Below are 25,709 nucleotides of genomic sequence, written 5' to 3'. Positions count from 1 at the left end.
CGACAGGCTCCAGCCGGTGGGGGTGGCTCAGCCCCACCCGAGCCAGCGGCGCAGCCGCGTCCAGAGACCCTCGCCCCGCGCCTCGATTCGCTGATGCGTCACATGCGGGCGGCGCGATGGCGGCGGCAGGGCGGAGGCCACGGTGTGCCGCCCGGCATCCTGCGACTGGATCAGTCGCCGCTCCAGCGCCACCACCTGCGCCACCGCCTCCGGCGGCTCGGTCAGCGCCAGGGCCTCGGCGGTGGCGCCGGCATCGCCCCAGGCCTCCGCCCGACGCAGCGCGTCGATCACCCGTACCGTCTGTTCCGAATCCAGCGGCGGGCCGCTGCGCCACAGCGCCACGGCATCCAGCCGCCAGGCGCGGGCGAATTCCCCCCGGCCGAGATCATCCGCCACCCAGGCGGCATGCAGCGTCGCTTCCGCCGAGGCGTGCAGCGCGCCGGTTTCCTCCAGTACCAGGGCCCAGGCGAGGAAGCGGCGCGCCAGGGGCGGCGTGCCGGATTCCGCCAGCAGGGCGCGGAACGGCGCGGCGCGCACCGCTTCCGCCGCCGCCGGATGGGCGCGGGTTATGTCGGGCGCCGCATAGCCGCAGCCGGGGCATTGCTGCAGCCAGCGCGCCATGGTGGAGCGCACCGGCTCGCCTGGCCGAAGATCGAGGTCCGGTGCCTGTTCGGGCGGTGCCGGGCGGAAAGCGGGGTGCCGGCTCTCGGTTCCACAGACCCCGCAGCGCAAGGCGCCGGCGGTGGCGGAACGGGAGCCGGCCGAGGGGGTCTCGGCCATGTCTTCAAACTAGGCACGATCCGGCCCCGGGCGAAGGGTGACTTTGTCGGATTCCGCATGAGGGTGCGTAACAAGCCTTCTGGACTCGGGGCGCCCCCGCCCCTTAAAGGGGCTGGCATGCCCCGTGGCGACCTCTATCCCGATATCGCCCCCTTCGAGACCGGCCTGCTGCCGCTTTCGGCAGGGCACGTCATGTATTGGGAACAGGTCGGCAATCCGCGCGGCCAGCCGGCGCTGTTCCTGCATGGCGGGCCGGGCGCAGGCGCCGGGGCCATCCATCGCCGGTTCTTCGACCCGCATCACTGGCGCGTGGTGATCTTCGACCAGCGCGGCGCCGGACGGTCCCGCCCGCTGGGTGACCTGCGGGACAACACGACGCCGCATCTGGTGGCGGATATCGAGGCGCTGCGCCGTTTCCTCGGCATCGAGAAATGGCTGCTGTTCGGCGGGTCCTGGGGCAGCACGCTGGCGCTGGCCTATGCCCAGGCGCATCCGGAGCGCGTCACGGGCTGCGTGCTGCGCGGCGTCTTCCTCGGCCGGGCGGCGGAGGTGGAGTGGTTCCTCTATGGCCTGCGCCGGGTCTTCCCGGATGCCTGGGCCGCCTTCGCCGAGCACGTCCCGCCGGCCGAGCGTGGCGACCTGCTGACCGCCTACCTCAAGCGCCTATGCGACCCGGACCCGCTGGTGCACGGCCCGGCGGCGCGCGCCTGGAGCCTGTACGAAGGCTCCTGCTCCACCCTGCTGCCGAGCCCGGAGACGGTGGCGAGCTTCGCCCAGGACCGCACCGCGCTGGGGCTGGCACGGATCGAGGCGCATTACTTCCGGCACGACCTGTTCCTGCCGCCGGAGGGGCTGCTGGGCAACATGGACCGCATCGCCCACATCCCGGCCGAGATCGTGCAGGGCCGCTATGACATGGTCTGCCCCTGCGACACCGCCTTCGACCTGGCCGCCGCCTGGGCGCGGGCGCGGCTGACGGTGATTCCGGATGCCGGCCATTCGGCGCTGGAGCCGGGGGTGCGGACGGCGCTGGTGGCGGCGGTGGAGCGGTTCCGGCGGCGGGGCTGACCCGCCGCGGCGCTACTCCTCCAGCCGCAGCACATCCACCTTCACCAGCCAGGCCAGCGCGCGAAAGCAGCGCGCGGCGGCGGAAGGGGGCAGGGCGGCCACCAGCGTGCCGGCGCTGGCCGGCCCGGCCTCCAGCCCCGCGAGCATCTGCGCGAAGGCCGTTGCCCCCGGCATCAGGTCCGGCCGCGCGGCGCCGCCGGGAATCGCGGCGATCGCCTTCAGCCGCGCCACGGCGGCGGCGGCATCCGGCAGGCCGGGCGCCAGGCGGAGCCGGGTCTCGGGCGCCAGGCGGCGGGTCGGGTAGTCCGCGAACAGGCCGCTCGGGTCCGGCCGGCGCGGCACCGGGTCCTCGCCGCGCAACCGGGCGCCGCGCTCGCCGCGGCCGGATGCGCGCAGCTTCGCCAGTTCCGCCCATAGCGTCCGGTACTGGCCGATCACCGCCGCCCAGTCATAGACCGCGACCGCCCGCGCCCGCGCGGCGGCGGACATGCGCGCGCGCAGCCCGGCATCGCCGATCAGCGCCGCGAAGGCGGCCTCCGCCGCGCCCACATCCACCGCGGTGAACTGCGCCACGCCGGCGATGTAGTGATCATAGGGGTCCTGCCCGCCATCATGCCGCGCCGCCAGATCGTCCATCGGGCCGGCCAGCAGCGTGGGCACGCGGAAGCCGGTGACGCCGTGCTCCACCGTATCCTTCAGCCCGTCCCAATCCGTGCCGACCACCGGCAGGCCCGCGGCCAGCGCCTCCACCGGCGCCAGGCCGAAGCTTTCCTGGATGTTGTCGGACAGCAGCGTGAAGACATCCGCCGCGGCGCGCAGCGTGGTGTTGGTTTCCGGCCGCTCCACCAGGCGGATGGTGAGGTCGGGCGCCAGCGCCTTGGCCATCTCGGTGAAGGCGCGGCGCTGCGTGGCATCGGCGAACCAGCCGGACAGGATCAGCACCACCCGGGCGCCGGCCGGCGCCGCCGCGGCGGCGCGGGCGAGGCCCAGGAACATCGGCAGCGGATGCGCCTTGGCGTGGAAGGACAGGCGGCCATGATGCAGCACCGCGATATCCAGCGGCTCCAGCCCCAGTCGCTGCCGCCATTCCGCCCGCGCCGCCGGATCGGGCGCCAGCGCCTCCGCATCGACGCCGAGCGGGATCACCGGCAGGGCCGGACCCTCGATGCGCGTGGCGCCCAGGCGGCGGGCCAGCCAGGCGCCCTCGCCTTGCCACAGCCGCTGCACCGCCGCCCGCACGGCGGAGGAGGTGCAGACCAGCGCATCCCAGGGCTGCACCGGGGATTGCAGCAGCTCGGCGATGGAATCCATGGCGCTGGCGGAGGCGATGGTGTGGGTGATGCCGACCAGCGAGAAGCCATGTGCCGGTGCCATCCGCCGGCGCTGCCAGGCGAAGCTGGACAGGTCCGGTCCCGGCAGCATCAGGCAGCCGGTCTCGGCCAGGCGGGGGAATTCCGCATCGGCCAGCGTCTGCACCGGCACCTGCGCGCCGAGCTCCGCCACCTGGGCCCGGAACGCGGTGGCATCGGCGGGCTTGCGGGTCAGCGCCACCAGCCGGTCGAAGCCGGCATGGCGGATCAGGCCACCGAGAAACCCGGCACCCGCCGCATGGCGGCCCATGAGGCGGGGGCGGGAGGTATCGTACCCATCGGGGGCATAGAGCAGCGCGGCTGCGGCGGGAATTGACATGGTGGCGGAAGCTGCGGGGCGGGCGGCGCGACGTCAATCACCCCCCGGGCACCCCCGGGCGGCGCCATGCCATGTCGCCGGGCGCGGCAAGTTGCCGATCGGGGTGTATCGCGGTATCGCGCGGCGATGAACGATCGGCCGCATCTCGCCAGCGGAGGTTCGGGTGGCGGTCCGCTGCCGACCTACCGCGCCCGCCTTGCCGAAGGGGCGCTCACCGCCGACCCCGCCCAGGCCCGGGCGGTGGAGGTGCTGCAGGACCTCTGGCGCCGCACCCGGGGCTACGACCCGCATCCCGAGGAGCCGGAGAAGGGCGGCTTCTTCGCCCGCTTCACCCGCCGCAAGGCGGTGGCCGCCGAGGAAGCGCCCGCCGGCACGCCGATGGGCCTGTACCTGGTTGGGGAGGTAGGCCGCGGCAAATCCATGCTGATGGACCTGTTCTTCGAGACAGCGGAGGTGACGCGCAAGCGGCGCATCCACTTCCACCAGTTCATGCAGGACGTGCACCGGCGCATCCATGCCTGGAAGAAGCAGCATGGCGACACGGCGGACCCGATTCCGCCGCTGGCGGATGCCATCACGGCCGAGGCCGCGCTGCTGTGCTTCGACGAGTTCCAGGTGCATGACATCGCCGATGCGATGATCCTCGGCCGGTTGTTCCAGGCGCTGTTCGCCCGCGGCACGGTGGTGGTCGCCACCTCCAACACCGCGCCGGCCGACCTGTTCAAGGGCCGCCCCGGCCGCGATGCCTTCCTGCCCTTCATCGGCCTGATCTCCCGCCGGCTGGAGGTGCTGACGCTGGAGGCGGCGCGGGACTACCGCCGCGACCGGATCCGCGCGCTGCCCACCTGGCATGTGCCGGCGGATGAGCGGGCGACGCGGGCGCTGGATGCCGCCTTCGAGGAACTGACCGGGGAGAAGCACGGCAAGCCGACCCGGCTGACCCTGCTCGGGCGCAGCCTTGCGGTGCCGCAGGCGGCGCGCGGCGTGGCGCGCTTCGACTTCGAGTCGCTGTGCGGCCAGCCGCTGGGCCCGGCCGACTACCTGGCGATCGCCACCCATTTCCACACGCTGGTGCTGGATGGGGTGCCGCGCCTCAACCCCGAGAATTTCGACCGCGCCCGGCGCTTCATCACGCTGGTCGATGCGCTGTACGAGCACCGCGTGAAGCTGCTGGCCAGTGCGCAGGCGGTGCCGGACCGGCTGCATGAAGAAGGCCATAATGCTGCCATGTTCGCCAGGACCGCGAGCCGGCTGAATGAGATGCAAAGCCAGGATTGGCTTGGGCTCGCGCACCTCACGTAACATCCTGAAATGCGCGTTGACAGGCTACGGGCGCCTCAGTCTAGTAACGCCTATTGGGCCATTTCTTGGTTCGGGGGGGTGCCACCGGTCGTTACGCCGGGGTGCTGTTAATTGGGGGACTATTCTCGCATGCGGACGATCCTGCTCGCCCTGCTGACTGTGCTTGTCTTGGCTCCGCAGGCGGCTGATGCCGCCAGGCGGGACGAACGGGGCGGAACGACGGCGAGCAGAACCAACGCCGCCGCCAGCCCCGCCAGCCGTGCCTCCACCCGCGCCACGCCGCGCAGCACCAGCCGCGCCGCCGCAACCCGCAGCCCGGCCGCGGCACGCAGCACGCCCCGCGCCACCACCCGCGCGGCCGCGCGCACCACCACCACCCGCGCCGCCGCGCGCACCACCACCCGCGCCGCCGCACGCACCACCACCCGCGCGGCAGCCCGCGGCAGCCGCAGCGCCGCCCGGCCGACCAGCCGTGCCGCCCGCAGCCAGGCCAATGCCCGCCAGGCAACGGTGCGCCGGGGCGATGTGCGGACGCAGCGTGGCGGTGTCGTGGTGCGCGGCGCGGCCGCTGCCACCATCTCCCGCCGCAGCGGCATCGCCGGCTGGCAGGCCGGGCTGCCGGCGGTCACCATGGCGCAGCGGGATTGCCCGGTGGGCACCTTCGCCACCCTCGCGCGCGGGCATGACGACATCGTCCGCTGCATGCCGCTCTGATTTGATCGGCTGAGGGAAGCGCGGGGCGCCGGACCCCCGCGAAAGGCAGGCCGGAACAGGCCCGGTCCGCACGCATGACATGCAGCGCCGCCTTGCCCGCCTTGCAGGGCGGGAGTAGGAAGCCCCGCAGGGCGCGCCCCCGAGCTTTCAGTGGGCGCTGCCTTGAAATCCCTGCGAAGCACCACAAGGCAAGGACCGCTGCATGGCCCGCAAGAAGATCGCGCTCATTGGCGCCGGCAACATCGGCGGCACGCTCGCCCACCTGATCGGCCTGAAGGAGCTCGGTGACGTCGTCATGTTCGACGTCTTCCCGGGCGTCGCCGCCGGCAAGGCGCTGGATATCATGCAGTCCGGCCCGGTCGATGGCTTCGACAGCCACATGGTCGGCACCGGCGACTATTCCGCCATCGAGGGCGCGGACGTCGTCATCGTCACCGCCGGCTTCCCGCGCATGCCGGGCATGAGCCGCGACGACCTGCTGACCAAGAATGCGGGCGTGATCGGCCAGGTGGCCGAGGGCATCAAGCAGTATGCCCCGAACGCCTTCGTGATCTGCATCACCAACCCGCTCGACGTCATGGTGTGGGTGCTGCAGCAGCGCTCCGGCCTGCCGGCGGAGAAGGTGGTCGGCATGGCCGGCGTGCTGGATTCCAGCCGCTTCCGCCTGTTCCTGGCGCAGGAATTCGGCGTGTCCGTCGAGGATGTGACGGCCTTCGTGCTGGGCGGTCACGGCGACACCATGGTGCCGCTGACCCGCTACTCCACCGTCGCCGGCGTCCCGGTCCCCGACCTGATCAAGATGGGCTGGACCACGCAGGAGAAGATCGACGCCATCGTCGCCCGCACGGCGAATGGCGGCGGCGAGATCGTGAAGCTGCTGGAGCGCGGCTCCGCCTTCTACGCCCCGGCCGCTTCCGCCATCGCCATGGCCGAGAGCTACCTGCTGGACAAGAAGCGCGTGCTGCCCTGCGCCGTGATGCTGAACGGCGAATACGGCCAGGATCAGTTCTACGTCGGCGTGCCCGTGGTGATCGGCGCCGGTGGCGTCGAGAAGATCATGGAGGTCGAGTTCACGGCGGAGGAAAAGGCCGCCTTCGACAAGTCCTGCGACGCGGTGAAGAAGCTGATCGCGGATTTCAAGGCGCTCGGCGTCTGATACGGCCCGCCGGCGGCCCCCATGCCTTCAGGGCGTGAGGCCGCCGGCTTTTTTGGCGCCCTGCTTGCCGGAGACATCGGATGAACATCCACGAATACCAGGCCAAGGAATTGCTGCGCCGCTACGGCGTGGCGGTGCTCGAGGGCCATGTGGCCTGGACGGCGGATGAGGCCGTGGAAGCTGCGAAGAAGCTGCCCGGCCCGGTCTATGTCGTGAAGTCCCAGATCCATGCCGGTGGCCGCGGCGCCGGCCGCTTCACCAATGACCCGGACGGCAAGGGCGGCGTCCGCGTCGTCAAGTCGATCGAGGCCGTGAAGGAAGCGGCCGAGGCGATGATCGGCAAGGTGCTGGTCACCAAGCAGACCGGCGAGCAGGGCAAGCTGGTGTCCCGCGTCTTCGTGGAAGATGGCTGCGATATCAAGCGGGAGCTGTATCTCGGCCTGCTGATCGACCGCGAGACCAGCCGCGTGACGGTGATGGCCTCCACCGAGGGCGGCATGGAGATCGAGGAGGTGGCGCATAACCACCCCGAGAAGATCCTCAAGGTCGCCATCGACCCGGCTTCCGGCATCTTCCCCTATCACGCCCGCAAGCTGGCCTTCGGCCTCGGCCTGGAAGGCAAGCAGGTCGCGGCGTTCCAGAAGTTCGTGCTGGCGCTGTACGGCGCCTTCCTGGAGCTCGACTGCGCGATCGTCGAGATCAACCCGCTGGTCGTCACCGGCAAGGGCGACATCGTGGCGCTGGACGCCAAGGTGTCCTTCGACGAAAGCGCGCTGTTCCGCCACAAGGACCTCGAGGCCCTGCGCGATGACAGCGAGATGGACCCGAAGGAACTCGACGCGGTCAACAACGACCTGAACTACGTCGCGCTCGACGGCGAGATCGGCTGCATGGTGAACGGCGCCGGCCTGGCGATGGCCACCATGGACATCATCAAGCTGTACGGCTCCTCCCCGGCCAACTTCCTCGACGTCGGCGGCACCGCCAATGCGGCCCGCGTGACCGAGGCCTTCCGGATCATCACCTCCGACGTCAACGTCAAGGCGATCCTGGTCAATATCTTCGGCGGCATCGCCAAGTGCGACATGATCGCCAACGGCATCGTCGAGGCGTCGAAGAACCTGAAGCTGTCGGTGCCGCTGGTGGTGCGGCTCGAGGGCACGAATGTGGACCTCGGCAAGAAGATCCTCGCGGAGTCCGGGCTGGCGATCATCGCGGCCGACAACCTGGCGGATGCGGCCCAGAAGGTCGTGGCCGCGGTTAAGGGAGCCTGATCTCATGGCCGTTCTGATCGACGCCAACACCCGCGTCATGACCCAGGGTTTTACGGGTGCCCAGGGCACTTTCCATGCGAGCCAGGGCATTGCCTATGGGTCGACCTATGTCGGCGGCACCACGCCGGGCAAGGGCGGCACGATGCATCCGGAGCTGAACCTGCCGGTGTTCAACACCGTGGTGGAATGCCGGGACGCGACCGGGGCGAATGCCACCGTCATCTATGTGCCCGCCCCCTTCGCCGCGGACGCCATCCTGGAGGCGATCGACGCCGAGATCCCGCTGGTGATCTGCATCACGGAGGGCATTCCGGTGCTCGACATGGTGAAGGTGAAGCGGGCGCTGGATGGTTCGAAGTCCCGCCTGGTCGGGCCGAACTGCCCGGGCGTCATCACGCCGGATGCCTGCAAGATCGGCATCATGCCGGGGCATATCCACCGTCGCGGCTCGGTCGGCATCGTCAGCCGGTCCGGCACCCTGACCTATGAGGCGGTGGCGCAGACCACGGCGGCCGGCCTCGGCCAGTCCACCTGCGTCGGCATCGGCGGTGACCCGGTGAAGGGCATGGACTTCATCGATGTCCTGAAGCTGTTCCTGGCCGATGACGAGACCCAGTCGATCATCATGATCGGCGAGATCGGCGGCCAGTCCGAGGTGATCGGTGCCGAATACCTGGCCGAGCATAATTTCGGACCGGGCAAGCCGAACAAGCCGGTGGTCGGCTTCATCGCCGGCGCCACGGCCCCTCCGGGCCGCCGCATGGGCCATGCCGGCGCGGTGATCTCGGGCGGCAACGACACGGCGGCGGCGAAGATGGAAGCCATGGCGAAGGCCGGTATCCATGTGGCCGACAGCCCCTCCGCCCTGGGGTCGACCATGGTGAAGGCGCTCAAGAAGTAACGTAACGGTCACCTGGGTCGCGTCAGGCTCCTGGCTCGGGGCCTGACGCTGGCAAGCCCGGTGTCCTATCTATGGCTGCGGCGCGCCGCCGGAACCGAGGCGGGCGCAACGGAGACGGAAATGGCCGGAGTGGATGTCCTCGCGAGTGCGATGTCGGGCGCGAATGCCGCCTACCTCGCCGACCTCTATGCCCGATGGGCGGAGAAGCCGGACAGCGTCGATCCCTCCTTCGCCGAGCTGTTCGGGGCGCTGAACGACGAGGCGCGCGCGGTCCTGACCGATGCGGTCGGCGCAAGCTGGGCGCCCCGCCTCCGCGGCGCCTTCGGCCCGGACCCGGAGCCGCCGGCCCTGGGGCCGAAGGGCAAGGGTGCGCCTGCCGGTACCGCGCCGGGCAATACGGTGGACAAGGCCGCGGCGCAGCGGGCGGTGCTGGATTCCATCCGCGCCCTGATGCTGATCCGCAGCTACCGCGTGCGTGGCCACCTGGAGGCGCAGCTGGACCCGCTCGGCCTGCAGGTGATGAAGCCGCATCCGGAGCTGGACCCGAAGACCTACGGCTTCACCGACGCCGACATGGACCGGCCGATCTTCCTGGATTTCGTGCTGGGCAAGGAAAACGCGACGCTCCGCGAAATCCTGCAGATCTGCCGTGCGAGCTATTGCGGCTCCATCGCCACCGAGTTCATGCACATCCAGGACCCGGACCAGAAGTCCTGGATCCAGCGCCGGATCGAGGGTGCGCCCTGGGTCAAGGCCTTCGACGGCCAGGCCAAGCGCCAGATCCTGCAGCAGCTGACCGAGGCCGAGGGCTTCGAGGCGTTCTGCGCCAAGAAATACGCCACCACCAAGCGCTTCGGCCTGGAGGGCGGTGAATCCACCATCCCGGCGATCCAGTCCGTCATCGAAGTCGGCGCCAGCCAGGGCGTCAACGAGATCTCGATCGGCATGGCCCATCGCGGCCGGCTGAACGTGCTGGTGAATGTGGTGAAGAAGCCCTTCTCCGCCGTGTTCAGCGAGTTCAAGGGCAATGCCGCGACGCCCGAGGATGTGCAGGGCTCCGGCGACGTGAAGTACCACCTCGGCACCTCGACCGACATCGAGGTGGCCGGGCGCATGGTGCACCTTTCCCTGCAGCCGAACCCGAGCCATCTGGAAGCCGTCGACCCCGTCGTGGTCGGCAAGGTGCGCGCCCGCCAGGACATGGCCGGCGACACCAAGGGCCGGAAGTCGGTCATGGGCATCCTGCTGCATGGCGACGCGGCCTTCGCCGGCCAGGGCCTGGTCTATGAGACGTTGGCGATGAGCCAGCTGATTGGCTACCGCACCGGCGGCACCATCCACATCGTCACCAACAACCAGATCGGCTTCACCACCGTCCCGGCGCATGCCTATTCGGGCCTGTACTGCACGGACGTGGCGAAGAGCATCCAGGTGCCGATCCTGCATGTGAACGGCGACGATGCGGAGGCCGTGGTGTTCTGCGCCCGCATGGCGGCCGAGTTCCGCATGCAGTTCGGCGCCGACTTCGTGCTCGACATCGTCTGCTACCGCCGCCACGGCCATAATGAGACGGACGAGCCGGCCTTCACGCAGCCGATCATGTATGGCCGCATCCGCGAGATGAAGACCACGCGCACCCTCTACGCCGAGAAGCTGGCGAAGGAGGGCAGCGTGCCGGCCGAGGAATCCAAGGCGGTGCTGGACGCCTTCAACGCGCAGCTCGAGGAAGCCTTCCAGGCCGCCTCCTCCTTCAAGCCGAACAAGGCGGATTGGCTGGAAGGCCATTGGTCCGGCCTCAAGGCCGTGACGGTGGGCGAGGAAGTCGAGAAGCTGCACGAGACGGCGGTCGGCCTCGACACGCTGCGCGAAGTGGGCGCGGCTCTTGCCCGCGTGCCCTCCGATTTCGGCGCGAACCCGAAGATCCTGCGTCAGCTCGAGGCGAAGAAGAACGCCATCGAGACCGGCGAAGGCATCGACTGGTCGACCGGCGAGGCGCTGGCCTTCGGCACCCTGCTGCTGGAAGGCCACCGGGTTCGCCTGTCCGGCGAGGACGTGCAGCGCGGCACCTTCAGCCAGCGCCATGCGCATCTGGTGGACCAGAAGACCCAGGCTGAATACGTCCCGCTGAACAACATCCGCGGCGGCCAGCCGAAATTCGAGGCCTTCAACAGCCTGCTCTCCGAGATGGGCGTGCTCGGCTTCGAATACGGCTACACCCTGGCGGACCCGCGCACGCTGGTGCTGTGGGAAGCGCAGTTCGGTGACTTCGCCAATGGTGCGCAGGTCATCATCGACCAGTTCATCGCCAGCGCCGAGACCAAGTGGCTGCGCATGTCCGGCCTGGTGATGCTGCTGCCGCACGGCTACGAGGGCCAGGGGCCGGAGCATTCCTCCGCCCGGCTGGAGCGCTACCTGCAATTGTGCGCCGAGCGCAACATGCGGGTGGGCAACCTGACCACGCCCGCCAATTACTACCATGCGCTGCGCCGCCAGCTGAAGGCGAACTACCGCAAGCCGCTGGTGCTGATGACGCCGAAGTCGTTGCTGCGCCACAAGATGGCGGTCTCGGCCCTGGCCGATTTCGGCCCGGGCAGCGCCTTCCAGTACATCATCCCGGAAACCGACGCCCTGGTGGCGGAGGAACAGGTGAAGCGCGTCGTGCTCTGCACCGGCAAGGTCTATTACGACCTGCTGGCGGAGCGGCGGGAGAAGGGCGTGAAGGACGTGGCGATCATCCGCGTCGAGCAGCTCTATCCCTTCGCCAAGACGACGCTGGCCAAGGTGCTCGCGCCCTACCGCAATGCGGATGTGGTGTGGTGCCAGGAGGAGCCCGAGAACATGGGCGCCTGGACCTACATCGACCGCAAGATCGAGGGCGTGCTGCGCGACATCGAGATCAAGGCGAAGCGCCCGACCTATGTGGGCCGCGCCGAGGCGGCGAGCCCTGCGACGGGCCTCGCCAAGGTTCACCAGCAGCAGCAGGAAACCCTGGTGCGCGAGGCGCTCGGCCTTTCGTGAGCGTCCCCCCAGGCAGAAGGCAGGACAGATGACCGATATCGTGGTGCCCCCGCTCGGGGAAAGCGTCTCCTCCGCCACCATTGCGCGGTGGCTGAAGAAGCCAGGCGAGGCCGTGGCGCTTGATGAGCCGCTGGTGGAACTGGAGACCGACAAGGTCACGGTCGAGGTCAATGCCGCGGTCGCCGGCGTGCTCGAGAGTGTTGTCGCCGAGGAAGGCGCCGAGGTCGGCCCCGGCGCCGTGCTCGGCGTAATCGCGGAAGGCGCGGCGGCCAAGCCATCCGCCTCCGGCACCCCCTCCGCGCCGAAGCCCGCCCCCGCCGCCCCGGCGCAGCCGAAGGTCGAGGCGCCGGCTCCGGCCCCCGGCCCGGTGTCGCGTCCGGCTGAAGGCGCCTCGCACGGCCCGGCCGCGAACAAGGCGATGGCCGATGCGGGCGTGACGGCGGACCAGGTCGGCGCCGGCTCCGGCAAGGATGGCCGCGTCACCAAGGGCGATGTGCTCGCATTCCTCGCCAAGCCCGCTGCCGCCCCGGCCGCGGCGCCCGCCGCCAAGGCGCCGCGCGCCCTGGAATCGGGTGAGGAACGGGTGAAGATGACCCGGCTGCGCCTGACCATCGCGCGCCGTCTGAAGGAAGCCCAGAACACCGCCGCCATGCTGACCACCTTCAACGAGGTGGACATGGGCGCGGCGATGGCGCTGCGGTCCGAATACAAGGACGCCTTCGAGAAGAAGCACGGCGTGAAGCTCGGCTTCATGTCCTTCTTCGTGAAGGCCTGCGTCGCGGCGCTGAAGGAATTCCCGGCGGTGAATGCCGAGATCGACGGCGACGAGATCGTCTACAAGCACGCCGTCCACATGGGCATCGCCGTCGGCGGTCCCTCCGGCCTGGTGGTGCCCGTGGTCCGCAATGCCGATGCGATGTCCTTCGCCGAGATCGAGAAGGCCATCGGCGGCCTCGGCCGCAAGGCGCGGGACGGTGCGCTGAAGCTGGAAGACCTCACCGGCGGCAGCTTCACCATCACCAATGGCGGCATCTACGGGTCGCTGATGTCGACGCCGATCCTGAACCCGCCGCAGTCCGGCATCCTGGGCATGCACAAGATCCAGGACCGTCCGATGGCGGTGGGCGGGAAGGTCGAGATCCGGCCGATGATGTACACCGCATTGAGCTACGACCACCGCATTGTGGACGGCAAGGAAGCGGTAAGCTTCCTGGTGCGCGTGAAGGAAAGCATCGAGGATCCGCGCCGGCTGATGCTGGACCTGTAAGGGTCGCGTAACCCCCACCCCGACCCTCCCCCGCTCCGCAGGGGAGGGAGAAGTCAGTCCTCCCCCGATCTTGCGGGGGAGGGTTGGGTGGGGGCAGCAACCTGCCCCACCCGCCGAGGGCTCCCCCATGCTGATCCTCGCCTTCGGCTTCCTCGCCCTCTGCGCCGCCCTCGAATACCGCGCCCGCGGTGAGCCGCTGCTGCGGCCGGACCGGCGGACGGACCGCATCTGGCGCGGCCTCGGCACCCTGTCCGGGCTGCTCGCCACCATCGGGCCGCTGGTGGTGATGGCCCGCGTCGATGTGGCGCAGGGGGCGGGCGCCTATCTGCTCGGCGCCGCCTTCGCCTTCGCCGGCGGCTTCACGCCCGAACGCTGGTGGGGCATGACCTCCATGGCGGCCGGCGTCTTCGGCCTCGGGCTGCTGGGCGGCGCCCTGCTGCGGTAGCGCTATTCGATGGCGCGGAAGCCGGTGGCGCGCACCACCTCCGCCCAGCGCTGCGTTTCCGCCTGCATCATCCGCGCGAAATCCACCCGGCCATTGCCGGCGGGCCGGAAGCCGGTCTCCGCCAGGCGGGCGCGCAGCGGCGGCGCGGACAGCACCCGCAGCACGCCCTCCTCCAGCGCCGCCAGCACCGGCGCCGGCGTCGCCGCCGGGGCCACCAGGCCGAACCAGGCGTGGAAGCCGAGGCTCGGTCGGCCGAGCTCCGCCATGGTCGGCACCTGCGGCAGCAGCGGCGCGCGGGCCGGGCCGGTGACCGCCAGCGCCTTCAGCCGGCCCGCCTGCACATGCGGCGCAACCAGCGCGATGGTGCCGAACATGCCCTGCACGTCGCCGCCCAGGATCGCCGTCATCGCCTCGCCGGTGGCGCGGAAATGCACCGCCTCCGCCCGCAGCCCGGCCTCCGCGGCCAGCATGGCGGCGCCGAAATGGCCGGGCGTGCCGGCGCCGAAGGTGCCCATGAAGACCTGCGGCCGCGCCTTCCCCCAGGTGACGTAGCTGTCGAGGTCCGTCACCGGCAGGCTGGCCGGCACGACGAAGGCGAAGTCGATCGCCGCCACCTCCGCCACGGCGGCAAAGTCCCGGGCCGGGTCGTAGGGCAGGCGGGCATAGGTGCTGGGCGCCATGGCAAGCTGGCCCACTTCGCCGAACAGCAGCGTGGTGCCATCCGGTGCCGCGCGCGCCACCTCCTGCGCTGCGATGGCGCCGGCGGCACCGGGCTTGTTGTCCACCACCACGCCGGCCGGCCAGGCCTCCCGCAGCGCTTCCGCCAGCAGGCGGCCGACCACATCCGGGCCGCTGCCGGGCGGGAAGCCGAGCACCAGGCGCACCGGCCGGTCGGGCAGGGCGGCACGCGCGGCGAAGGGCAGCAGGGTTGCGCCGGCCAGCAGGGCGCGGCGCGGCAGGATCGAATGGCGCATGGACGGAACCCCCTTGATTGTTATGCTGCATAATAACCAGGGGCAGGGTCGGACCGGTAATGGAAAGCGCAGCGCTGGCTTCGGAATTCGTGGCGCTGGTGGAGGTGGCGGTCGGCCCGCCGGTTTCGCTCGGCCCGGGGCCGCTCGGCGAACGCCGCATCGTGCCGATCCTCGGCGGCCGCATCGCGGGCCCGCGCCTGATGGGGGAGGTGCTGCCCGGCGGCGCGGATTTCCAGCTGATCCGCCCGGACGGCGTGGCGGAGATCGAGGCGCGCTACACGCTCCGCCTGGCCGATGGCGCGCTGGTGCAGGTCACCAATCGCGGCCTGCGCCACGCGGCGCCGGAGGATATGGCCCGCCTGCTGCGCGGGGAGGCGGTGCCGCCCGACCGCGTCTATTTCCGCACCGCCCCGGCCTTCGAGACGCCCGCCCCGGCGCATGCCTGGCTGACCCGCAGCCTTTTCCTCGGCCTGGGCGAAAGGCGGCCGGAGGCGGTGTTGATACGCATCTACGCCGTCTGAGGCCGCGCCTATGGCCGCAGGTTGGGCAGCACGATCTCCCGCCACACCCGCGTCGGGCTGATCCAGCCATCCGGCGCATTATAGCGGCCGGCGAAGATCGCCAGCGTCAGCCCGGCGGCCGGCATCACCCAGAGCCGCTGCCCGCCATTGCCGAAGCCGCCGATCCAGGGCTGCGGCGGGCCTGCGCCCGGGGCGTCGCGGCCGAGGAACCAGTGCCGGCCATACTGCAACCCGTCGCCGGTGGCAATGACCGGCCGGGTGGAGGCCGCGATCCACTCGGCCGGCACGAGTTGCCGGCCCTCCGCCACGCCGCCCTGGCGCACCAGCTCCCCGATCCGAGCCAGGTCCCGCAGGGTCAGCCGCAGGCCGGAGGCGGCGGATTCCTCGCCCGGGTCCCGGCCCTGCCATGCGAAGCGGGTGATGCCGAGCGGGCCGAACAGCACCTCCCGCGCATAATCCGGCAGGGTCTGGCCACTGCCACGGGTGATCAGCCTGCCGAGCAGCGCCGTGGCGCCGCCGCTATAGGTCCAGCGCGCCCCGGGCGGCGTCACCATCGGCTGTTCCAGCACGTAGCGCCGGCGGTCCGGCGCCTGCTCCATGGCGATCTCGCTGTTGCGGGCATCGAGGTAGGGCACGCTCTCATCCCAGCGCAGCCCCATCGTCATGGACAGCGCATGTTCCACGCGCATCCCGGCCCGCGCCGGATCGGCGGCCAGGTCGGGATATTCGGGGAACTGGGCGTAAAGCGGCGCCTCCGGCGGCGGCACCTGGCCGCGGGCCAGCGCGATGCCATAGAGCAGGCCGACCACGCTTTTCGTCACGGATCGCAGGTCGTGCAGCGTCTCCGGCCCCATCGCCACCTGGCCCAGCGGCCGGCCCCATTCCTCGTCCGGCCCGTCATCGTAGCGCTCCAGCAGGATGCGGCCCTCGCGTGCCAGCAGCACGCCATGCAGCCCGCGCAGCAGGCCGGAGCGGATGCCATGGTCCAGCCGCTCCGCCAGGTCCGGCGCGAAGCCGGCCTGGTCGGGCGCCACGCGCGGCCAGGGCTGCGCGGCCACGGCCGGTGTCGCCAGCGCGGCGGTGAGCAGGCCGCGGCGCATCATGGCGCCGGCCGCAGCGGCAGCATCACCGCGGTCAGCCAGTCCGACGGCGGCAGGCCGCGGCAGTCGTTCAGGTATTCCTCCCGCGCCGGCTGGTCCGCCGGCTCCTCGCCGCTCGATGGCAGCCAGTCCCGGTACAGCCAGCGATAGGCGCGCTCCAGCTCCGCATAGGGGCCGCGAAAGGTCAGCACGGCCAGCCGCGTCGCCGGCAGCATCTGCAGGGTGACGCCCTCCGAGGCCTCCACCCCCTCCGGCACCGTGATGCCGGCCTCGGCGCGCAGGTCACGCTCCGCCACGCTGCTGGGGTCGTCGTGATAGAGGGCAATCCAGCGGGTCTCCGGCCCTTCCAGCCCGCGCGCCCGGGCCCAGGCCTTCAGCCGGTCGAAGGCGGTGCCGATGCCGGTATAGGCGCCGCGATGCGCGACGCTGGCCAGGCGCAGCGGCGGCTCGGTGCGGATGGTGATGTCGAACATCTCGGTCTCCTCCGGCCGGGGCAGGGCAAGGCGCTGGCCGATGCCGCCGGAATCGCGATAGGCCGCCGGCGGCACGCCATAGGCGGCGCGGAAGGCGCGGGTGAAGGCGGCCGCCGAGCCATAGCCGCAGCGGCGCGCCACGGTGGCGATCGGCAGGCTCTCCCGCGCCAGCAGCGCCGCGGCGCGGGACAGGCGTTCCCGCGCCACCGTCTCGGCCGGGGTCTCTCCGGTGATCTCGCGGTAGATGCGGTGGAAATGGAAGGGGCTGAAGGCGGCGGCGGCGGCCAGTTCATCCAGCCCCGGCGCGCGGGCCGGGTCGGCCGCGATCAGCGCGATGGCGCGGGCAATCCGCCGTCCGTAATCCTGCCGGGTGAGAAGCTTTGCGGCCATGCGGGTCCCCTGCGCGTCGCCATCCTGCCGCGGCGCCGCTTGATCGCGCTTGCTCGGTTCGGTGAACTTGCACCCCGCGCGGCGCGGGCTATGGTCCGCGCAGCATTCGCAGGATCATCCTTCATGTCCGAGAGCTTCGACCTCATCGTCATCGGTGCCGGCCCCGGCGGCTATGTCTGCGCCATTCGCGCCGCGCAGCTCGGCATAAAGGTCGCCTGCGTCGAGAAGCGGGCGACGCTGGGCGGCACCTGCCTGAATGTCGGCTGCATCCCTTCCAAGGCGCTGTTGCACTCCTCCGAGCATTACGAGGAAACCAAGCACAAGCTGGCCGACCATGGCGTGCTGGTGGAAGGCGTGAAGATCGACCTGGCGCGCATGCTGGCGCGGAAGGGGGAGGTCGTCTCCGCCAACGTGAAGGGCGTGGAGTTCCTGTTCAAGAAGAACAAGGTGACCTGGCTGAAGGGCGAGGCGACCATCCCCGCGCCGGGCCAGGTGGCCGTGGAAGGCACCACCTACGCCGCGAAGAACATCGTCATCGCCACGGGCAGCGAGAGCATCCCGCTGCCGGGCGTCGAGGTGGATGAGAAGCAGATCGTCACCTCCACCGGCGGGCTGGAGCTGGAGAAGGTGCCGGGCCACCTGGTGGTCATCGGCGGCGGCTATATCGGGCTGGAGCTGGGCAGCGTCTGGCGCCGGCTCGGCGCCGAGGTGACGGTGGTGGAGTTCCTCGACCGCCTGGTGCCGACCATGGACACGGAAGTCGGCAAGCAGTTCGAGCGGGTGCTGGGCAAGCAGGGCATCAAGACGAAGCTGAAGACCAAGGTCACCGGCGCCAAGAAGGGCAAGGATGGCGTGACGCTGACGCTGGAGCCGGCCGCCGGCGGCGCGGCGGAGACGCTGAAGGCCGATGTGGTGCTGGTCGCCATCGGCCGCCGTGCCTACACCGCGGGCCTCGGCCTGAAGGAAATCGGCGTGGCGTTGGATGACCGTGGCCGCGTGGTGACGGATGGCCACTACGCCACCAACATCCCCGGCCTCTACGCCATCGGCGATGCCATCGTCGGCCCGATGCTGGCCCACAAGGCGGAGGAGGAGGGCGTCGCCGTCGCCGAGATCCTCGCCGGCCAGCATGGCCATGTGAACTACAATGCGATTCCCGGCGTGGTCTACACTTGGCCGGAGGTTGCCAGCATTGGTGAGACCGAGGAGCAGCTGAAGGCCCGCGGCGCCAGCTACAACGTCGGAAAATTCCCCTTCACGGCGAATGCCCGGGCGCGGGCGATGGGCGACACGGACGGCTTCGTGAAGATCCTGGCCGACAAAACCACGGATCGCGTCTTGGGCGCCCATATCATCGGCGCCGATGCCGGCACGCTGATCGCCGAGATCGCCATCGCCATGGAATTCGGCGCGAGTGCGGAGGATGTGGCCCGCACCTGCCACGCGCACCCCTCGCTGAACGAGTCGGTGAAGGAAGCGGCGCTGGCCGTGGCGGGGCGCGCCCTGCACATCTGAGATCGTGAAAGCCCTCTCCCCCCGACGGGGGCGAGGGCTGGGTGAGGGGGCTGCGGGCATCACGCGCATTCATGTCCATGCATGGCCCCCGCGCCCGCCGCCGTGCGCAGGCGTCCAACCCCCCATGAGCGTGTCGCGCCCGTACGGCTCTCGGAAAATCGCCGGCCCGCCATGCCGCCGCTCCGCGGCAGCATGATAAAATACCTGGGATCGAAGCGGGGGCTGCTGCCGCAGATCCTGCGGGCGGTGGGGGCTGCGGCCGGCGACCGGGCGGTGGTGGCGGATCTGTTCTCCGGCTCCGCCCGCGTCTCCCACGCGCTGAAGGCGGCCGGCTGGCGGGTGCTGGCGAATGACGAGCTGCCCTTCGCCCAGACCCTCGCCTGCGGCCTGGTGCAGGCTGATGCGGAGCGCTGGGGCGCGCGCGCCGACCGGCTGCTGGCGGAATTGTCGCACCTGCCGCCCGCCTCCGGCTGGTTCACCGCCACCTATGCGGAGACGGCGCGCTACCTGCACCCGGTCAACGCCGCCCGGCTGGAGGCGATGCGCGAGGCGATCGAGCGGCTGGACCCGGAGCCGGAGCTGCGCGCCATCCTGCTGACCGCGCTGATCCAGGCCGCCGACCGGGTGGATAGCTGCGCCGGCCACCAGATGTCCTTCATGCGCGAACTCGCGCCGCGCGCCATGAAGCCGCTGCTGCTGCGCCGGCCTGAATTGCTGCCCCGCCCCGCCGCCGGCCCCTGCCTGGCGCTGGCGGAGGATGCGGTCTCGTTGGCCGGCGCCATCGAGTGCGACGTCGCCTATCTCGACCCGCCCTATGACCAGCATGTCTACCTGTCCAACTACCATATGTGGGAGACGCTGGTGCGGTGGGACCGGCCGGATACCTATGGAAGGGCGCAGAAGCGCACCGATTGCCGCACCCGCCGCAGTGCCTTCAACACGCGCGCCGGCATCGGCCCGGCATTCGCCCGCCTGGTCACCGGCCTGCGCGCCCGCACCCTGGTGGTGTCCTACGGCGCGGAGGGCTTCCTGGCGCGGGCGGAGCTGGAGCGCATGCTGGCCGGACGCGGCTTCCTGCATGTGCTGGAAGTGCCGCACCGCCGCTACGCCGGCACCCGGCTCGGCATTCACAATGCGCGGGGCGAGAAGGTGGGCACGCCGGGGCCGGATGGCACGATGGAGCGGCTGTATGTCGCCAGCGACCGCCGGCTCGACCTGCCGCGCAACCAGGATTACCGCATGGTGCATGAGGCGGCCGAGGCGGCTGGCGCCCTGGACACGCAGCAGGCGGCTGACGCCCTGGCGGTGCAGCAGGTGGCTGACGCCGGGCGTTGCACCGCCATCGCAGCAGGACCATCTGCCACGGCATGATGGAATACCGCCCCTCCCTCCGGCGAAAATGCGCGGGATGGTCGCTTATCGTGGTCAGCCCGATCGGCGGCGTGCTGCCGATACTGCCAGGCCTGGTGTTCTTCGCGCTCGGATTGTTCCTGCTGCGCCACCAGTATCTCTGGGCGCATCGCGGTCTGGCCTGGGCCGATTCCCGCTGGCCCGCCACGGTCGCGAAGGTGGAGGTGCTGGAAACCCGGATGATCCTGCGCGCGGAGCGCAGCTGGCAGGGATTGCGCGACCGGTCCCGCCGCCTGTTCCGCCGCGCCGGGTAAAGGCCCGTTGCGTGGCCGACCCGGCACCAATCCGGAACCAATCCGACTCCGGCGGGCAACCCGCCCGCCCCTGACACGTTTCCTGGGACACGAACGACACGAATCCAGGAGACCGCACGATGAACCGACGCAGCCTTTTCCTTGCCGGCGCCATGCTGCTGCCCGCCATGCCGCTGATGGCACAGGACCGTCCGACCACGGTGCTGGACCTGCTGAGCGGCACGGGCGTCGGCGCCAACGTCTTCGTCGAGCGCGCCACCATCGGCAACAACTTCGAGATCCAGTCCAGCCAGATCCTGCTGGAGAAGAGCACCCACCCGCAGATCCGCCAGTTCGCGGAGGACATGATCGCCGCGCATACCGCGATGGGCACCGAACTGCGCGCGATGCCGGAGGCCTCCACCCGCCAGCCCTCCACCGGCGACGACCGGATGCAGTCGAAGCTGGCCAGCCTGCGCAACCATGAGGGCGACGAGCTGAATCGCTGGTATGTGCAGATGCAGGTCGAGGCGCATGAGGAAGCCGCGACGCTGTACGAATCCTTCGCCCAGAACGGCGAGGTACCAGCGCTGAAGGCCTTCGCGCAGAAGCATCTGCCGGCCATCCGCATGCATCTGCAGCGGGCCCAGGCATTGCAGGCGCCGCGCGCGGAGTAGTCTGCAACCCAGGCGGGCGAGCGTCCGAACGGTCGACGCGGCTCATGCCGCGCCGCCGGGCGCGGTATCAATCCGCGCGGGGATGCGCCGCGCGCCAGGTCTGCAGCAGCGCGGCCGCGTCCACGCTGGTGTAGCGCTGTGTGGTGGACAGGCTGGCATGGCCCAGCAGTTCCTGGATCGCCCGCAAATCCGCCCCGCCACTCAACAGATGGGTGGCGAAGGAATGCCGCAGCGCATGCGGCGTCGCATGTTCCGGCAGGCCGGCGAGGCGGCGCCAGTGGCGCAGGGATCGCTGCGCCACCGCCGGGTCCAGCCGCCCGCCCCGCGCGCCGACGAACAGCGGTGCAGCGGGCGTCGGGTCGGGGTGTTCCGCCAGCCAGGCGCCCATCGCGGCGCGTACCACCGGCAGCACCGGAACCAGGCGCTGCTTGTTGCCCTTGCCGGTGACGCGCAACGCGGCCGTGGCGCCGGGGCGCGGTGCATCCGCCACATCCAGCGCCAGCGCCTCGGCAATCCGCAGGCCGCAGCCATACAGCAGGGTGAACAGCGCCACGTCGCGCGCCGCCTGCATGCGCGGCTGCTCGGCGCGGTCGGGGGCGTGCACGGCGCCGATGCCGGTCACGGCTTCCCGCGCATCGGCCGGCGTCAAGGCGCGCGGCACCGGCCGGGCGGCACGTGGCCCGCGCAGGCCGGCCAGCGCCGTGGTGGGCTGGCCATGCCGGCGGGCGAGGTGGCGCAGGAAGCTGCGCAGCGCCGCCAGGCGACGCGCGCGGGTGGAGTTGCCATCGCCGCGCGCGGCACGGTCAGCGAGGAAGGCCCGCAGATCCGTCGGCCGCAGCGCACCCAGCGCGGCGACGTCCGGCTCCTCCCCCAGATGCCGGGTCAGGAAGCCGAGGAACAGGGCCAGGTCGGCGCCATAGGCCTCCACCGTGTGTCCGCTGGCCCGGCGCTCCTCGGCCAGCGTCGCCAGCCAGCCCGCCAGGGCCTCGGCGCCGGTCATCTCAGCGGAAGCCCATCTCAGCGGAAGCCCATCTCAGCGCGACAGCGCCGCCGCGACGATGCGGCCGAGGAAGGCCAGCGTCGTCGCCGTCTGCCGGGTCGGCAGGGATGCGGCATCGCGCGCGCCGAGGGCCAGCATGCAGGGCGTGCCGCAGGCCAGCGGCACGCGTACCAGCGCATCCCGCGTCACCAGCTCCGCCGCCTCGGCGTGCAGCATCGCGGTATCGGTGACTTCGGTCCGTACCCGGGCATCCCGGCCACGGCCGATCAGCCGGGTCAGGCTGCCATGTGGCATCGGCAGGAAGCCGGCGCGGCGGAAGCCGAAGGCCGCATCGCTCGCGCGCGGCGAGGCCGGCTCGGTCAGCAGGGTGCAGCTTTCCACCCGCAGCAGGGCGGGCAGTTCCTGGGTGACGGTTTCCACCACGTCGCGGGACCGCATCAGTGCCAGCACGGCCAGGCGCACGCACATCACCAGCGTGGCGCCGGCGCGGCCATCGGCCACGGCGGCCTGCACCTCCGCCTCCAGCCCGCGGGTGCGTTCGCGTTCGGCGGCGACCATGGCGGCCATGTGGTCCGCCAGGTTTTCCCCATGCACGCGGCGGGGCGGCGCCAGGGTGCGGTACAGGTCCGGGCGCTTGGCCAGGAAGTCGGGGTGGTCGAGCAGATACGCCGCGACCTCCTCGGCCATCGGATCGTCTCCTGGGTCGAGGATGGTCGCGGCGTTTCGGTTCACAGGATGCTTTGCCCCGTCTTGGCCCAATCGGCGAGGAAGGCGGATAGCCCGCTATCGGTCAGCGGGTGCTTCAGCAATTGCCGGATCACGGCCGGCGGCAGGGTCGCCACATGGGCGCCGAGCTTGGCCGACTGGACCAGGTGGATCGGGTGGCGGACGGAGGCGACGAGCACTTCCGTCTTGATCCCGGGGTAGTTGCGGTAGATCTGGACGATGTCGCCGATCAGCGTCATGCCGTCATGGGCGATGTCGTCCAGCCGGCCGACGAAGGGCGAGATGAAGGCAGCCCCTGCCTTCGCCGCCAGCAACGCCTGGGCGGCGGAGAAGCAGAGGGTGACATTGACCGGCGTGCCTTCCTGCGACAGCGCCCGGCAGGTCCGCAGCCCGGCCTCCGTCAACGGCACCTTGACCGCGACATTGGCGGCGATGTCGCGCAGGTACTTGCCCTCCGCCAGCATCCCGGCGAAATCGGTCGCGGTGACCTCCGCGCTGACCGGCCCATCCGTGATGGCGCAGATCTCGGCGATCACCTCGGCCATCTTGCGCCCGGATTTGGCGATCAGGCTGGGGTTGGTGGTCACGCCATCAACCAGGCCGGATTCCGCCAGCGCCCGGATCTCGGCAACGTCGGCAGTATCCACGAAAAACTTCATGAAGATTGATTCCTTTGATTCGGACGTGCCGGAGCGGCCCGAGGAACATGCGGCGAAGGTGACTGTGTTTCGCTTTCGTTCGTCTCGGAGTTTATAGCATGCAGCCGCCCCGGTGGAAGTCGTCGGAGCCGAACCAACCGGCAGGCGTGTCTTCCGTGCCACGAATCCGTGTTTTGCTGCCTCTTCCTTTGGCAGCCGGCGCCTATGACTACCGGATTCCGGCGGGGATGGCGGTGCAGCCCGGGGATTTCGTGGTGGTGCCGCTGGGCGGCCGGCAGGTGGTGGGCGTGGCCTGGGATGGCCCGTCCGACCCCGACCTGCCGGCGTCCAAGCTGCGCGACGTGGCCGGGCTGCTCGATGTGCCGCCGATGACGGAGACGCTGCGCCGCTTCGTCACCTGGGTGGCCGCCTATACGCTGAGTGCCCCCGGCGCCGTGCTGCGGATGGCAATGAGCGCGCCGGCGGCGCTGGAGCCGCCACCCGCCCGCGCCGGCTGGCAATTGGCCAATGCCGAACCGCCCAGCCGCATGACGCCGGGCCGCGCCCGCGTGCTGGCCGCGCTGCGACCGGGCCAGGTGATGGCGGGGGCGGAACTGGCCGCCGCTGCCGGGGTCTCGTCCGCCGTGGTGCGCGGGCTGGCCGATGCCGGGATGCTGGTGCCGGCGCTGCTGCCGCCCGGCCGGGCCTTCGCGCCGCCGGACCTGGCCTTGCCCGGCCCGGTGCTGGGCCCGGAACAGGACAGCGCGGCGGCGGCGCTGCGGGCGCAGGTGGCGGCGCGGGATTTCGGCGTGACGCTGCTGACCGGCGTCACCGGCTCCGGCAAGACCGAGGTCTATCTGGACGCGGTGGCCGAATGCCTGCGGGAGGGAAGGCAGGCGCTGGTGCTGCTGCCGGAAATCGCGCTGTCCGCGCAATGGCTGGAACGTTTTCGGCGCCGCTTCGGCGTGGACCCCGCGCTGTGGCATTCCGAACTCGGCTCGAAGACGCGGGCGAAGACCTGGCGTGCGGTGGCGGAGGGCGAGGTGGGCGTGCTGGTCGGCGCGCGCTCCGCTTTGTTCCTGCCCTTCCCGGATCTCGGCCTGATCGTGGTGGACGAGGAGCACGAGACCGCCTTCAAGCAGGAGGAGGGCGTGGTCTATCACGCCCGCGACATGGCGGTGGTGCGCGCCCGGCTGGCGCAGGCCACCTGCGTGCTGGTCTCCGCCACGCCGTCGCTGGAGACGCTGAACAACGTCGAATCCGGCCGCTACCGGCACCTCGATCTGCCCGAGCGCCATGGCGCGGCGGGGATGGCGGTGGTGCAGGCGCTGGACCTCCGCAAGACGCCGCCCGAACGCGGCCGCTTCCTGGCGCCACCGCTGGTGGAGGCCATTCGCGAAACGCTGGCGCGCGGCGAACAGGCGATGCTGTTCCTCAACCGCCGTGGCTATGCACCACTCACGCTGTGCCGCGCCTGCGGCCACCGCATGCGCTGCCCGAACTGCACCGCCTGGCTGGTCGAACACCGCGCCCAGAAGCGCCTGCAATGCCACCATTGCGGCCATGCGGAGCCAATCCCGCCCACCTGCCCCGAATGCAGTGCCCCCGGCACGCTGACCCCGGTGGGGCCGGGGGTGGAGCGGGTGGTGGAGGAAGCGACCGCGCTGTTCCCCGATGCCCGCCGCATCGTCATGGCCAGCGACACCATCCCCGGCCCGGCGGCGGCCGCGGCGGCGGCGGCGGCGATTTCCGACCGGCAGGTGGACCTCATCATCGGCACGCAGATCGTCGCCAAGGGCTGGCACTTTCCGGGGCTGACGCTGGTCGGCGTGGTCGATGCGGATCTGGGTCTCGCCGGCGGCGACCTGCGGGCGGCGGAACGCACGCTGCAATTGCTGCACCAGGTGGCCGGCCGCGCCGGGCGGGCGGAGGCGCCGGGGCGGGTGCTGATGCAGACCTTCAATCCGGACCACCCGGTGATGCAGGCGCTCGTCTCGCATGATTTCGAGGCGTTCATGCACGCCGAAGCCGCCGGCCGCCGGCCCGGCCACTGGCCGCCCTTCGGCCGGCTGGCGGCGCTGATCGTCAGTTCGGAGGATGAGAGGGAGGCGGACCGCGCCGCCCGCGACCTGGGCCTGGCGGCACCGAGGGGGGATGGGGTGGAGATACTCGGCCCGGCCCCCGCCCCGCTGGCCCTGCTGCGCGGTCGGCACCGGCGCCGGCTGCTACTGAAGGCCCGCAAGGATGTGCAGGTGCAGCCGCTGCTGCGGGAATGGCTGGAACGGGTGAAGCTTCCCAATTCCGTGCGGGTCCAGGTGGATGTGGACCCGGTGGGGTTCCTGTAGCGGCCTGAACAATGGCTTCTGGAGCACGAGATCCGGCCAATCGGACGGATCATGGTCTGGACCATGATCCGCAAACACGGATCATGCTCTGGC

General features: G+C 70.9%; 22 protein-coding genes and 1 pseudogene. 15 read left to right on the top strand and 8 right to left on the bottom strand.

Translation table 11 applies throughout. The features are described from left to right. Positions 1-27 precede the first annotated feature (27 nt). Complete coding sequence (locus HB662_RS07010; protein WP_168048589.1) at positions 28-780, bottom strand: hypothetical protein; 753 nt, start codon at positions 778-780, stop codon at positions 28-30. A gap of 117 nt (positions 781-897) precedes the next feature. Between HB662_RS07010 and pip the strand changes: the two genes are divergently transcribed. Then, on the top strand, positions 898-1,848 hold the full coding sequence (gene pip / locus HB662_RS07005; RefSeq protein WP_168048587.1) for a prolyl aminopeptidase: 951 nt from the start codon (positions 898-900) through the stop codon (positions 1,846-1,848). Positions 1,849-1,860: 12 nt separating this feature from the next. Here pip and HB662_RS07000 read toward each other — a convergent pair whose 3' ends face one another. Beyond that, complete coding sequence (locus HB662_RS07000; protein WP_168048585.1) at positions 1,861-3,537, bottom strand: glycosyltransferase; 1,677 nt, start codon at positions 3,535-3,537, stop codon at positions 1,861-1,863. A 126-nt stretch (positions 3,538-3,663) separates the two neighbouring features. On the opposite strand from HB662_RS07000, the gene zapE reads away from it, so the two are divergent. From zapE to HB662_RS06960, 8 genes and pseudogenes are all read left to right on the top strand, one after another. Next, on the top strand, positions 3,664-4,839 hold the full coding sequence (gene zapE, locus HB662_RS06995; RefSeq protein ID WP_168048582.1) for a cell division protein ZapE: 1,176 nt from the start codon (positions 3,664-3,666) through the stop codon (positions 4,837-4,839). 129 nt (positions 4,840-4,968) lie between these two features. Beyond that, on the top strand, positions 4,969-5,553 hold the full coding sequence (locus tag HB662_RS06990; protein ID WP_168048579.1) for a hypothetical protein: 585 nt from the start codon (positions 4,969-4,971) through the stop codon (positions 5,551-5,553). A gap of 202 nt (positions 5,554-5,755) precedes the next feature. Then, a complete protein-coding gene (mdh, locus tag HB662_RS06985; RefSeq protein WP_168048577.1) occupies positions 5,756-6,709 on the top strand; it encodes a malate dehydrogenase in 954 nt (317 codons plus the stop codon). A 77-nt stretch (positions 6,710-6,786) separates the two neighbouring features. After that, positions 6,787-7,983, top strand: a pseudogene (gene sucC, locus HB662_RS06980) (ADP-forming succinate--CoA ligase subunit beta); the annotation flags it as partial. 4 nt (positions 7,984-7,987) lie between these two features. After that, complete coding sequence (gene sucD, locus HB662_RS06975) at positions 7,988-8,884, top strand: succinate--CoA ligase subunit alpha (RefSeq protein WP_168048572.1); 897 nt, start codon at positions 7,988-7,990, stop codon at positions 8,882-8,884. A 120-nt stretch (positions 8,885-9,004) separates the two neighbouring features. Beyond that, a complete protein-coding gene (locus HB662_RS06970) occupies positions 9,005-11,902 on the top strand; it encodes a 2-oxoglutarate dehydrogenase E1 component (protein ID WP_168049388.1) in 2,898 nt (965 codons plus the stop codon). Between the two features lie 28 nt (positions 11,903-11,930). Continuing rightward, positions 11,931-13,169: a 2-oxoglutarate dehydrogenase complex dihydrolipoyllysine-residue succinyltransferase gene (gene odhB / locus HB662_RS06965; protein ID WP_168048570.1), complete on the top strand. Its 1,239-nt coding sequence runs from the start codon at positions 11,931-11,933 to the stop codon at positions 13,167-13,169. A 127-nt stretch (positions 13,170-13,296) separates the two neighbouring features. Further along, positions 13,297-13,614: a hypothetical protein gene (locus HB662_RS06960; protein ID WP_168048568.1), complete on the top strand. Its 318-nt coding sequence runs from the start codon at positions 13,297-13,299 to the stop codon at positions 13,612-13,614. Between the two features lie 2 nt (positions 13,615-13,616). Here HB662_RS06960 and HB662_RS06955 read toward each other — a convergent pair whose 3' ends face one another. Next, on the bottom strand, positions 13,617-14,588 hold the full coding sequence (locus HB662_RS06955) for a Bug family tripartite tricarboxylate transporter substrate binding protein (RefSeq protein WP_168048566.1): 972 nt from the start codon (positions 14,586-14,588) through the stop codon (positions 13,617-13,619). A 59-nt stretch (positions 14,589-14,647) separates the two neighbouring features. On the opposite strand from HB662_RS06955, the gene HB662_RS06950 reads away from it, so the two are divergent. Then, complete coding sequence (locus HB662_RS06950) at positions 14,648-15,109, top strand: DUF3237 domain-containing protein (RefSeq protein ID WP_168048564.1); 462 nt, start codon at positions 14,648-14,650, stop codon at positions 15,107-15,109. 8 nt (positions 15,110-15,117) lie between these two features. Here the strand turns inward: HB662_RS06950 and HB662_RS06945 are convergent, their stop codons facing one another. Together HB662_RS06945 and HB662_RS06940 are read right to left on the bottom strand one after the other, a co-directional pair. Beyond that, entirely contained in the window at positions 15,118-16,212 is a 1,095-nt protein-coding gene (locus HB662_RS06945; protein WP_245185481.1) for a serine hydrolase domain-containing protein, read from the bottom strand. Continuing rightward, entirely contained in the window at positions 16,209-17,072 is an 864-nt protein-coding gene (locus HB662_RS06940) for an AraC family transcriptional regulator (protein ID WP_168048562.1), read from the bottom strand. Before HB662_RS06940 ends, HB662_RS06945 begins: the two co-directional genes overlap by 4 nt. A 90-nt stretch (positions 17,073-17,162) precedes the next feature. Here HB662_RS06940 and lpdA point away from each other — a divergent pair, with 90 nt between their 5' ends. From lpdA to HB662_RS06920, 4 genes are all read left to right on the top strand, one after another. Further along, positions 17,163-18,587: a dihydrolipoyl dehydrogenase gene (gene lpdA / locus HB662_RS06935; protein WP_408871621.1), complete on the top strand. Its 1,425-nt coding sequence runs from the start codon at positions 17,163-17,165 to the stop codon at positions 18,585-18,587. A 171-nt stretch (positions 18,588-18,758) separates the two neighbouring features. Continuing rightward, positions 18,759-19,958, top strand: coding sequence for a DNA adenine methylase (locus HB662_RS06930; RefSeq protein WP_209443144.1), 1,200 nt, complete (start codon positions 18,759-18,761; stop codon positions 19,956-19,958). Between the two features lie 50 nt (positions 19,959-20,008). After that, entirely contained in the window at positions 20,009-20,251 is a 243-nt protein-coding gene (locus tag HB662_RS06925; RefSeq protein WP_168048558.1) for a hypothetical protein, read from the top strand. 119 nt (positions 20,252-20,370) lie between these two features. Then, positions 20,371-20,907, top strand: coding sequence for a DUF4142 domain-containing protein (locus tag HB662_RS06920; RefSeq protein WP_168048556.1), 537 nt, complete (start codon positions 20,371-20,373; stop codon positions 20,905-20,907). 67 nt (positions 20,908-20,974) lie between these two features. Here HB662_RS06920 and HB662_RS06915 read toward each other — a convergent pair whose 3' ends face one another. From HB662_RS06915 to fsa, 3 genes are read right to left on the bottom strand one after another with little or no spacing between them, the layout of a single operon-like run. Then, positions 20,975-21,907 carry a tyrosine recombinase XerC gene (locus HB662_RS06915; RefSeq protein WP_168048554.1) on the bottom strand — a complete coding sequence of 311 codons (933 nt, stop codon included), beginning with the start codon at positions 21,905-21,907 and terminating at the stop codon, positions 20,975-20,977. A 33-nt stretch (positions 21,908-21,940) separates the two neighbouring features. After that, positions 21,941-22,594 (bottom strand): DUF484 family protein, encoded by a 654-nt coding sequence (locus HB662_RS06910; protein WP_168048552.1) that lies wholly within the window; start codon positions 22,592-22,594, stop codon positions 21,941-21,943. A 41-nt stretch (positions 22,595-22,635) separates the two neighbouring features. Continuing rightward, a complete protein-coding gene (fsa, locus tag HB662_RS06905) occupies positions 22,636-23,292 on the bottom strand; it encodes a fructose-6-phosphate aldolase (RefSeq protein ID WP_168048550.1) in 657 nt (218 codons plus the stop codon). A gap of 98 nt (positions 23,293-23,390) precedes the next feature. Here fsa and HB662_RS06900 point away from each other — a divergent pair, with 98 nt between their 5' ends. Next, positions 23,391-25,616 carry a primosomal protein N' gene (locus tag HB662_RS06900; protein WP_168048548.1) on the top strand — a complete coding sequence of 742 codons (2,226 nt, stop codon included), beginning with the start codon at positions 23,391-23,393 and terminating at the stop codon, positions 25,614-25,616. The last annotated feature ends 93 nt before the right edge of the window (positions 25,617-25,709 follow it).

The sequence above is a fragment of the Falsiroseomonas frigidaquae genome (genome assembly GCF_012163145.1).
GTDB lineage: Bacteria > Pseudomonadota > Alphaproteobacteria > Acetobacterales > Acetobacteraceae > Falsiroseomonas > Falsiroseomonas frigidaquae.
The sequence above is the reverse complement of the archived record's forward strand: the minus strand, read 5'-3'. Positions and strand labels throughout refer to the sequence as shown.

Bases quoted from the DNA above. Each gene is read 5' to 3' on its own strand.
- HB662_RS06955 (WP_168048566.1), bottom strand. From the start codon at position 14,588: ATGCGCCATTCGATCCTGCCGCGCCGCGCCCTGCTGGCCGGCGCAACC.
- HB662_RS06945 (WP_245185481.1), bottom strand. From the start codon at position 16,212: ATGATGCGCCGCGGCCTGCTCACCGCCGCGCTGGCGACACCGGCCGTG.
- zapE (WP_168048582.1), top strand. From the start codon at position 3,664: ATGAACGATCGGCCGCATCTCGCCAGCGGAGGTTCGGGTGGCGGTCCG.
- HB662_RS06930 (WP_209443144.1), top strand. From the start codon at position 18,759: ATGCCGCCGCTCCGCGGCAGCATGATAAAATACCTGGGATCGAAGCGG.
- odhB (WP_168048570.1), top strand. From the start codon at position 11,931: ATGACCGATATCGTGGTGCCCCCGCTCGGGGAAAGCGTCTCCTCCGCC.
- HB662_RS06910 (WP_168048552.1), bottom strand. From the start codon at position 22,594: ATGGCCGAGGAGGTCGCGGCGTATCTGCTCGACCACCCCGACTTCCTG.
- HB662_RS06940 (WP_168048562.1), bottom strand. From the start codon at position 17,072: ATGGCCGCAAAGCTTCTCACCCGGCAGGATTACGGACGGCGGATTGCC.
- fsa (WP_168048550.1), bottom strand. From the start codon at position 23,292: ATGAAGTTTTTCGTGGATACTGCCGACGTTGCCGAGATCCGGGCGCTG.
- HB662_RS06970 (WP_168049388.1), top strand. From the start codon at position 9,005: ATGGCCGGAGTGGATGTCCTCGCGAGTGCGATGTCGGGCGCGAATGCC.
- sucD (WP_168048572.1), top strand. From the start codon at position 7,988: ATGGCCGTTCTGATCGACGCCAACACCCGCGTCATGACCCAGGGTTTT.
- lpdA (WP_408871621.1), top strand. From the start codon at position 17,163: ATGGTCCGCGCAGCATTCGCAGGATCATCCTTCATGTCCGAGAGCTTC.
- HB662_RS06990 (WP_168048579.1), top strand. From the start codon at position 4,969: ATGCGGACGATCCTGCTCGCCCTGCTGACTGTGCTTGTCTTGGCTCCG.
- HB662_RS06960 (WP_168048568.1), top strand. From the start codon at position 13,297: ATGCTGATCCTCGCCTTCGGCTTCCTCGCCCTCTGCGCCGCCCTCGAA.
- HB662_RS07000 (WP_168048585.1), bottom strand. From the start codon at position 3,537: ATGTCAATTCCCGCCGCAGCCGCGCTGCTCTATGCCCCCGATGGGTAC.
- mdh (WP_168048577.1), top strand. From the start codon at position 5,756: ATGGCCCGCAAGAAGATCGCGCTCATTGGCGCCGGCAACATCGGCGGC.
- HB662_RS06915 (WP_168048554.1), bottom strand. From the start codon at position 21,907: ATGACCGGCGCCGAGGCCCTGGCGGGCTGGCTGGCGACGCTGGCCGAG.
- HB662_RS06900 (WP_168048548.1), top strand. From the start codon at position 23,391: ATGCAGCCGCCCCGGTGGAAGTCGTCGGAGCCGAACCAACCGGCAGGC.
- HB662_RS06920 (WP_168048556.1), top strand. From the start codon at position 20,371: ATGAACCGACGCAGCCTTTTCCTTGCCGGCGCCATGCTGCTGCCCGCC.
- pip (WP_168048587.1), top strand. From the start codon at position 898: ATGCCCCGTGGCGACCTCTATCCCGATATCGCCCCCTTCGAGACCGGC.
- HB662_RS06950 (WP_168048564.1), top strand. From the start codon at position 14,648: ATGGAAAGCGCAGCGCTGGCTTCGGAATTCGTGGCGCTGGTGGAGGTG.
- HB662_RS07010 (WP_168048589.1), bottom strand. From the start codon at position 780: ATGGCCGAGACCCCCTCGGCCGGCTCCCGTTCCGCCACCGCCGGCGCC.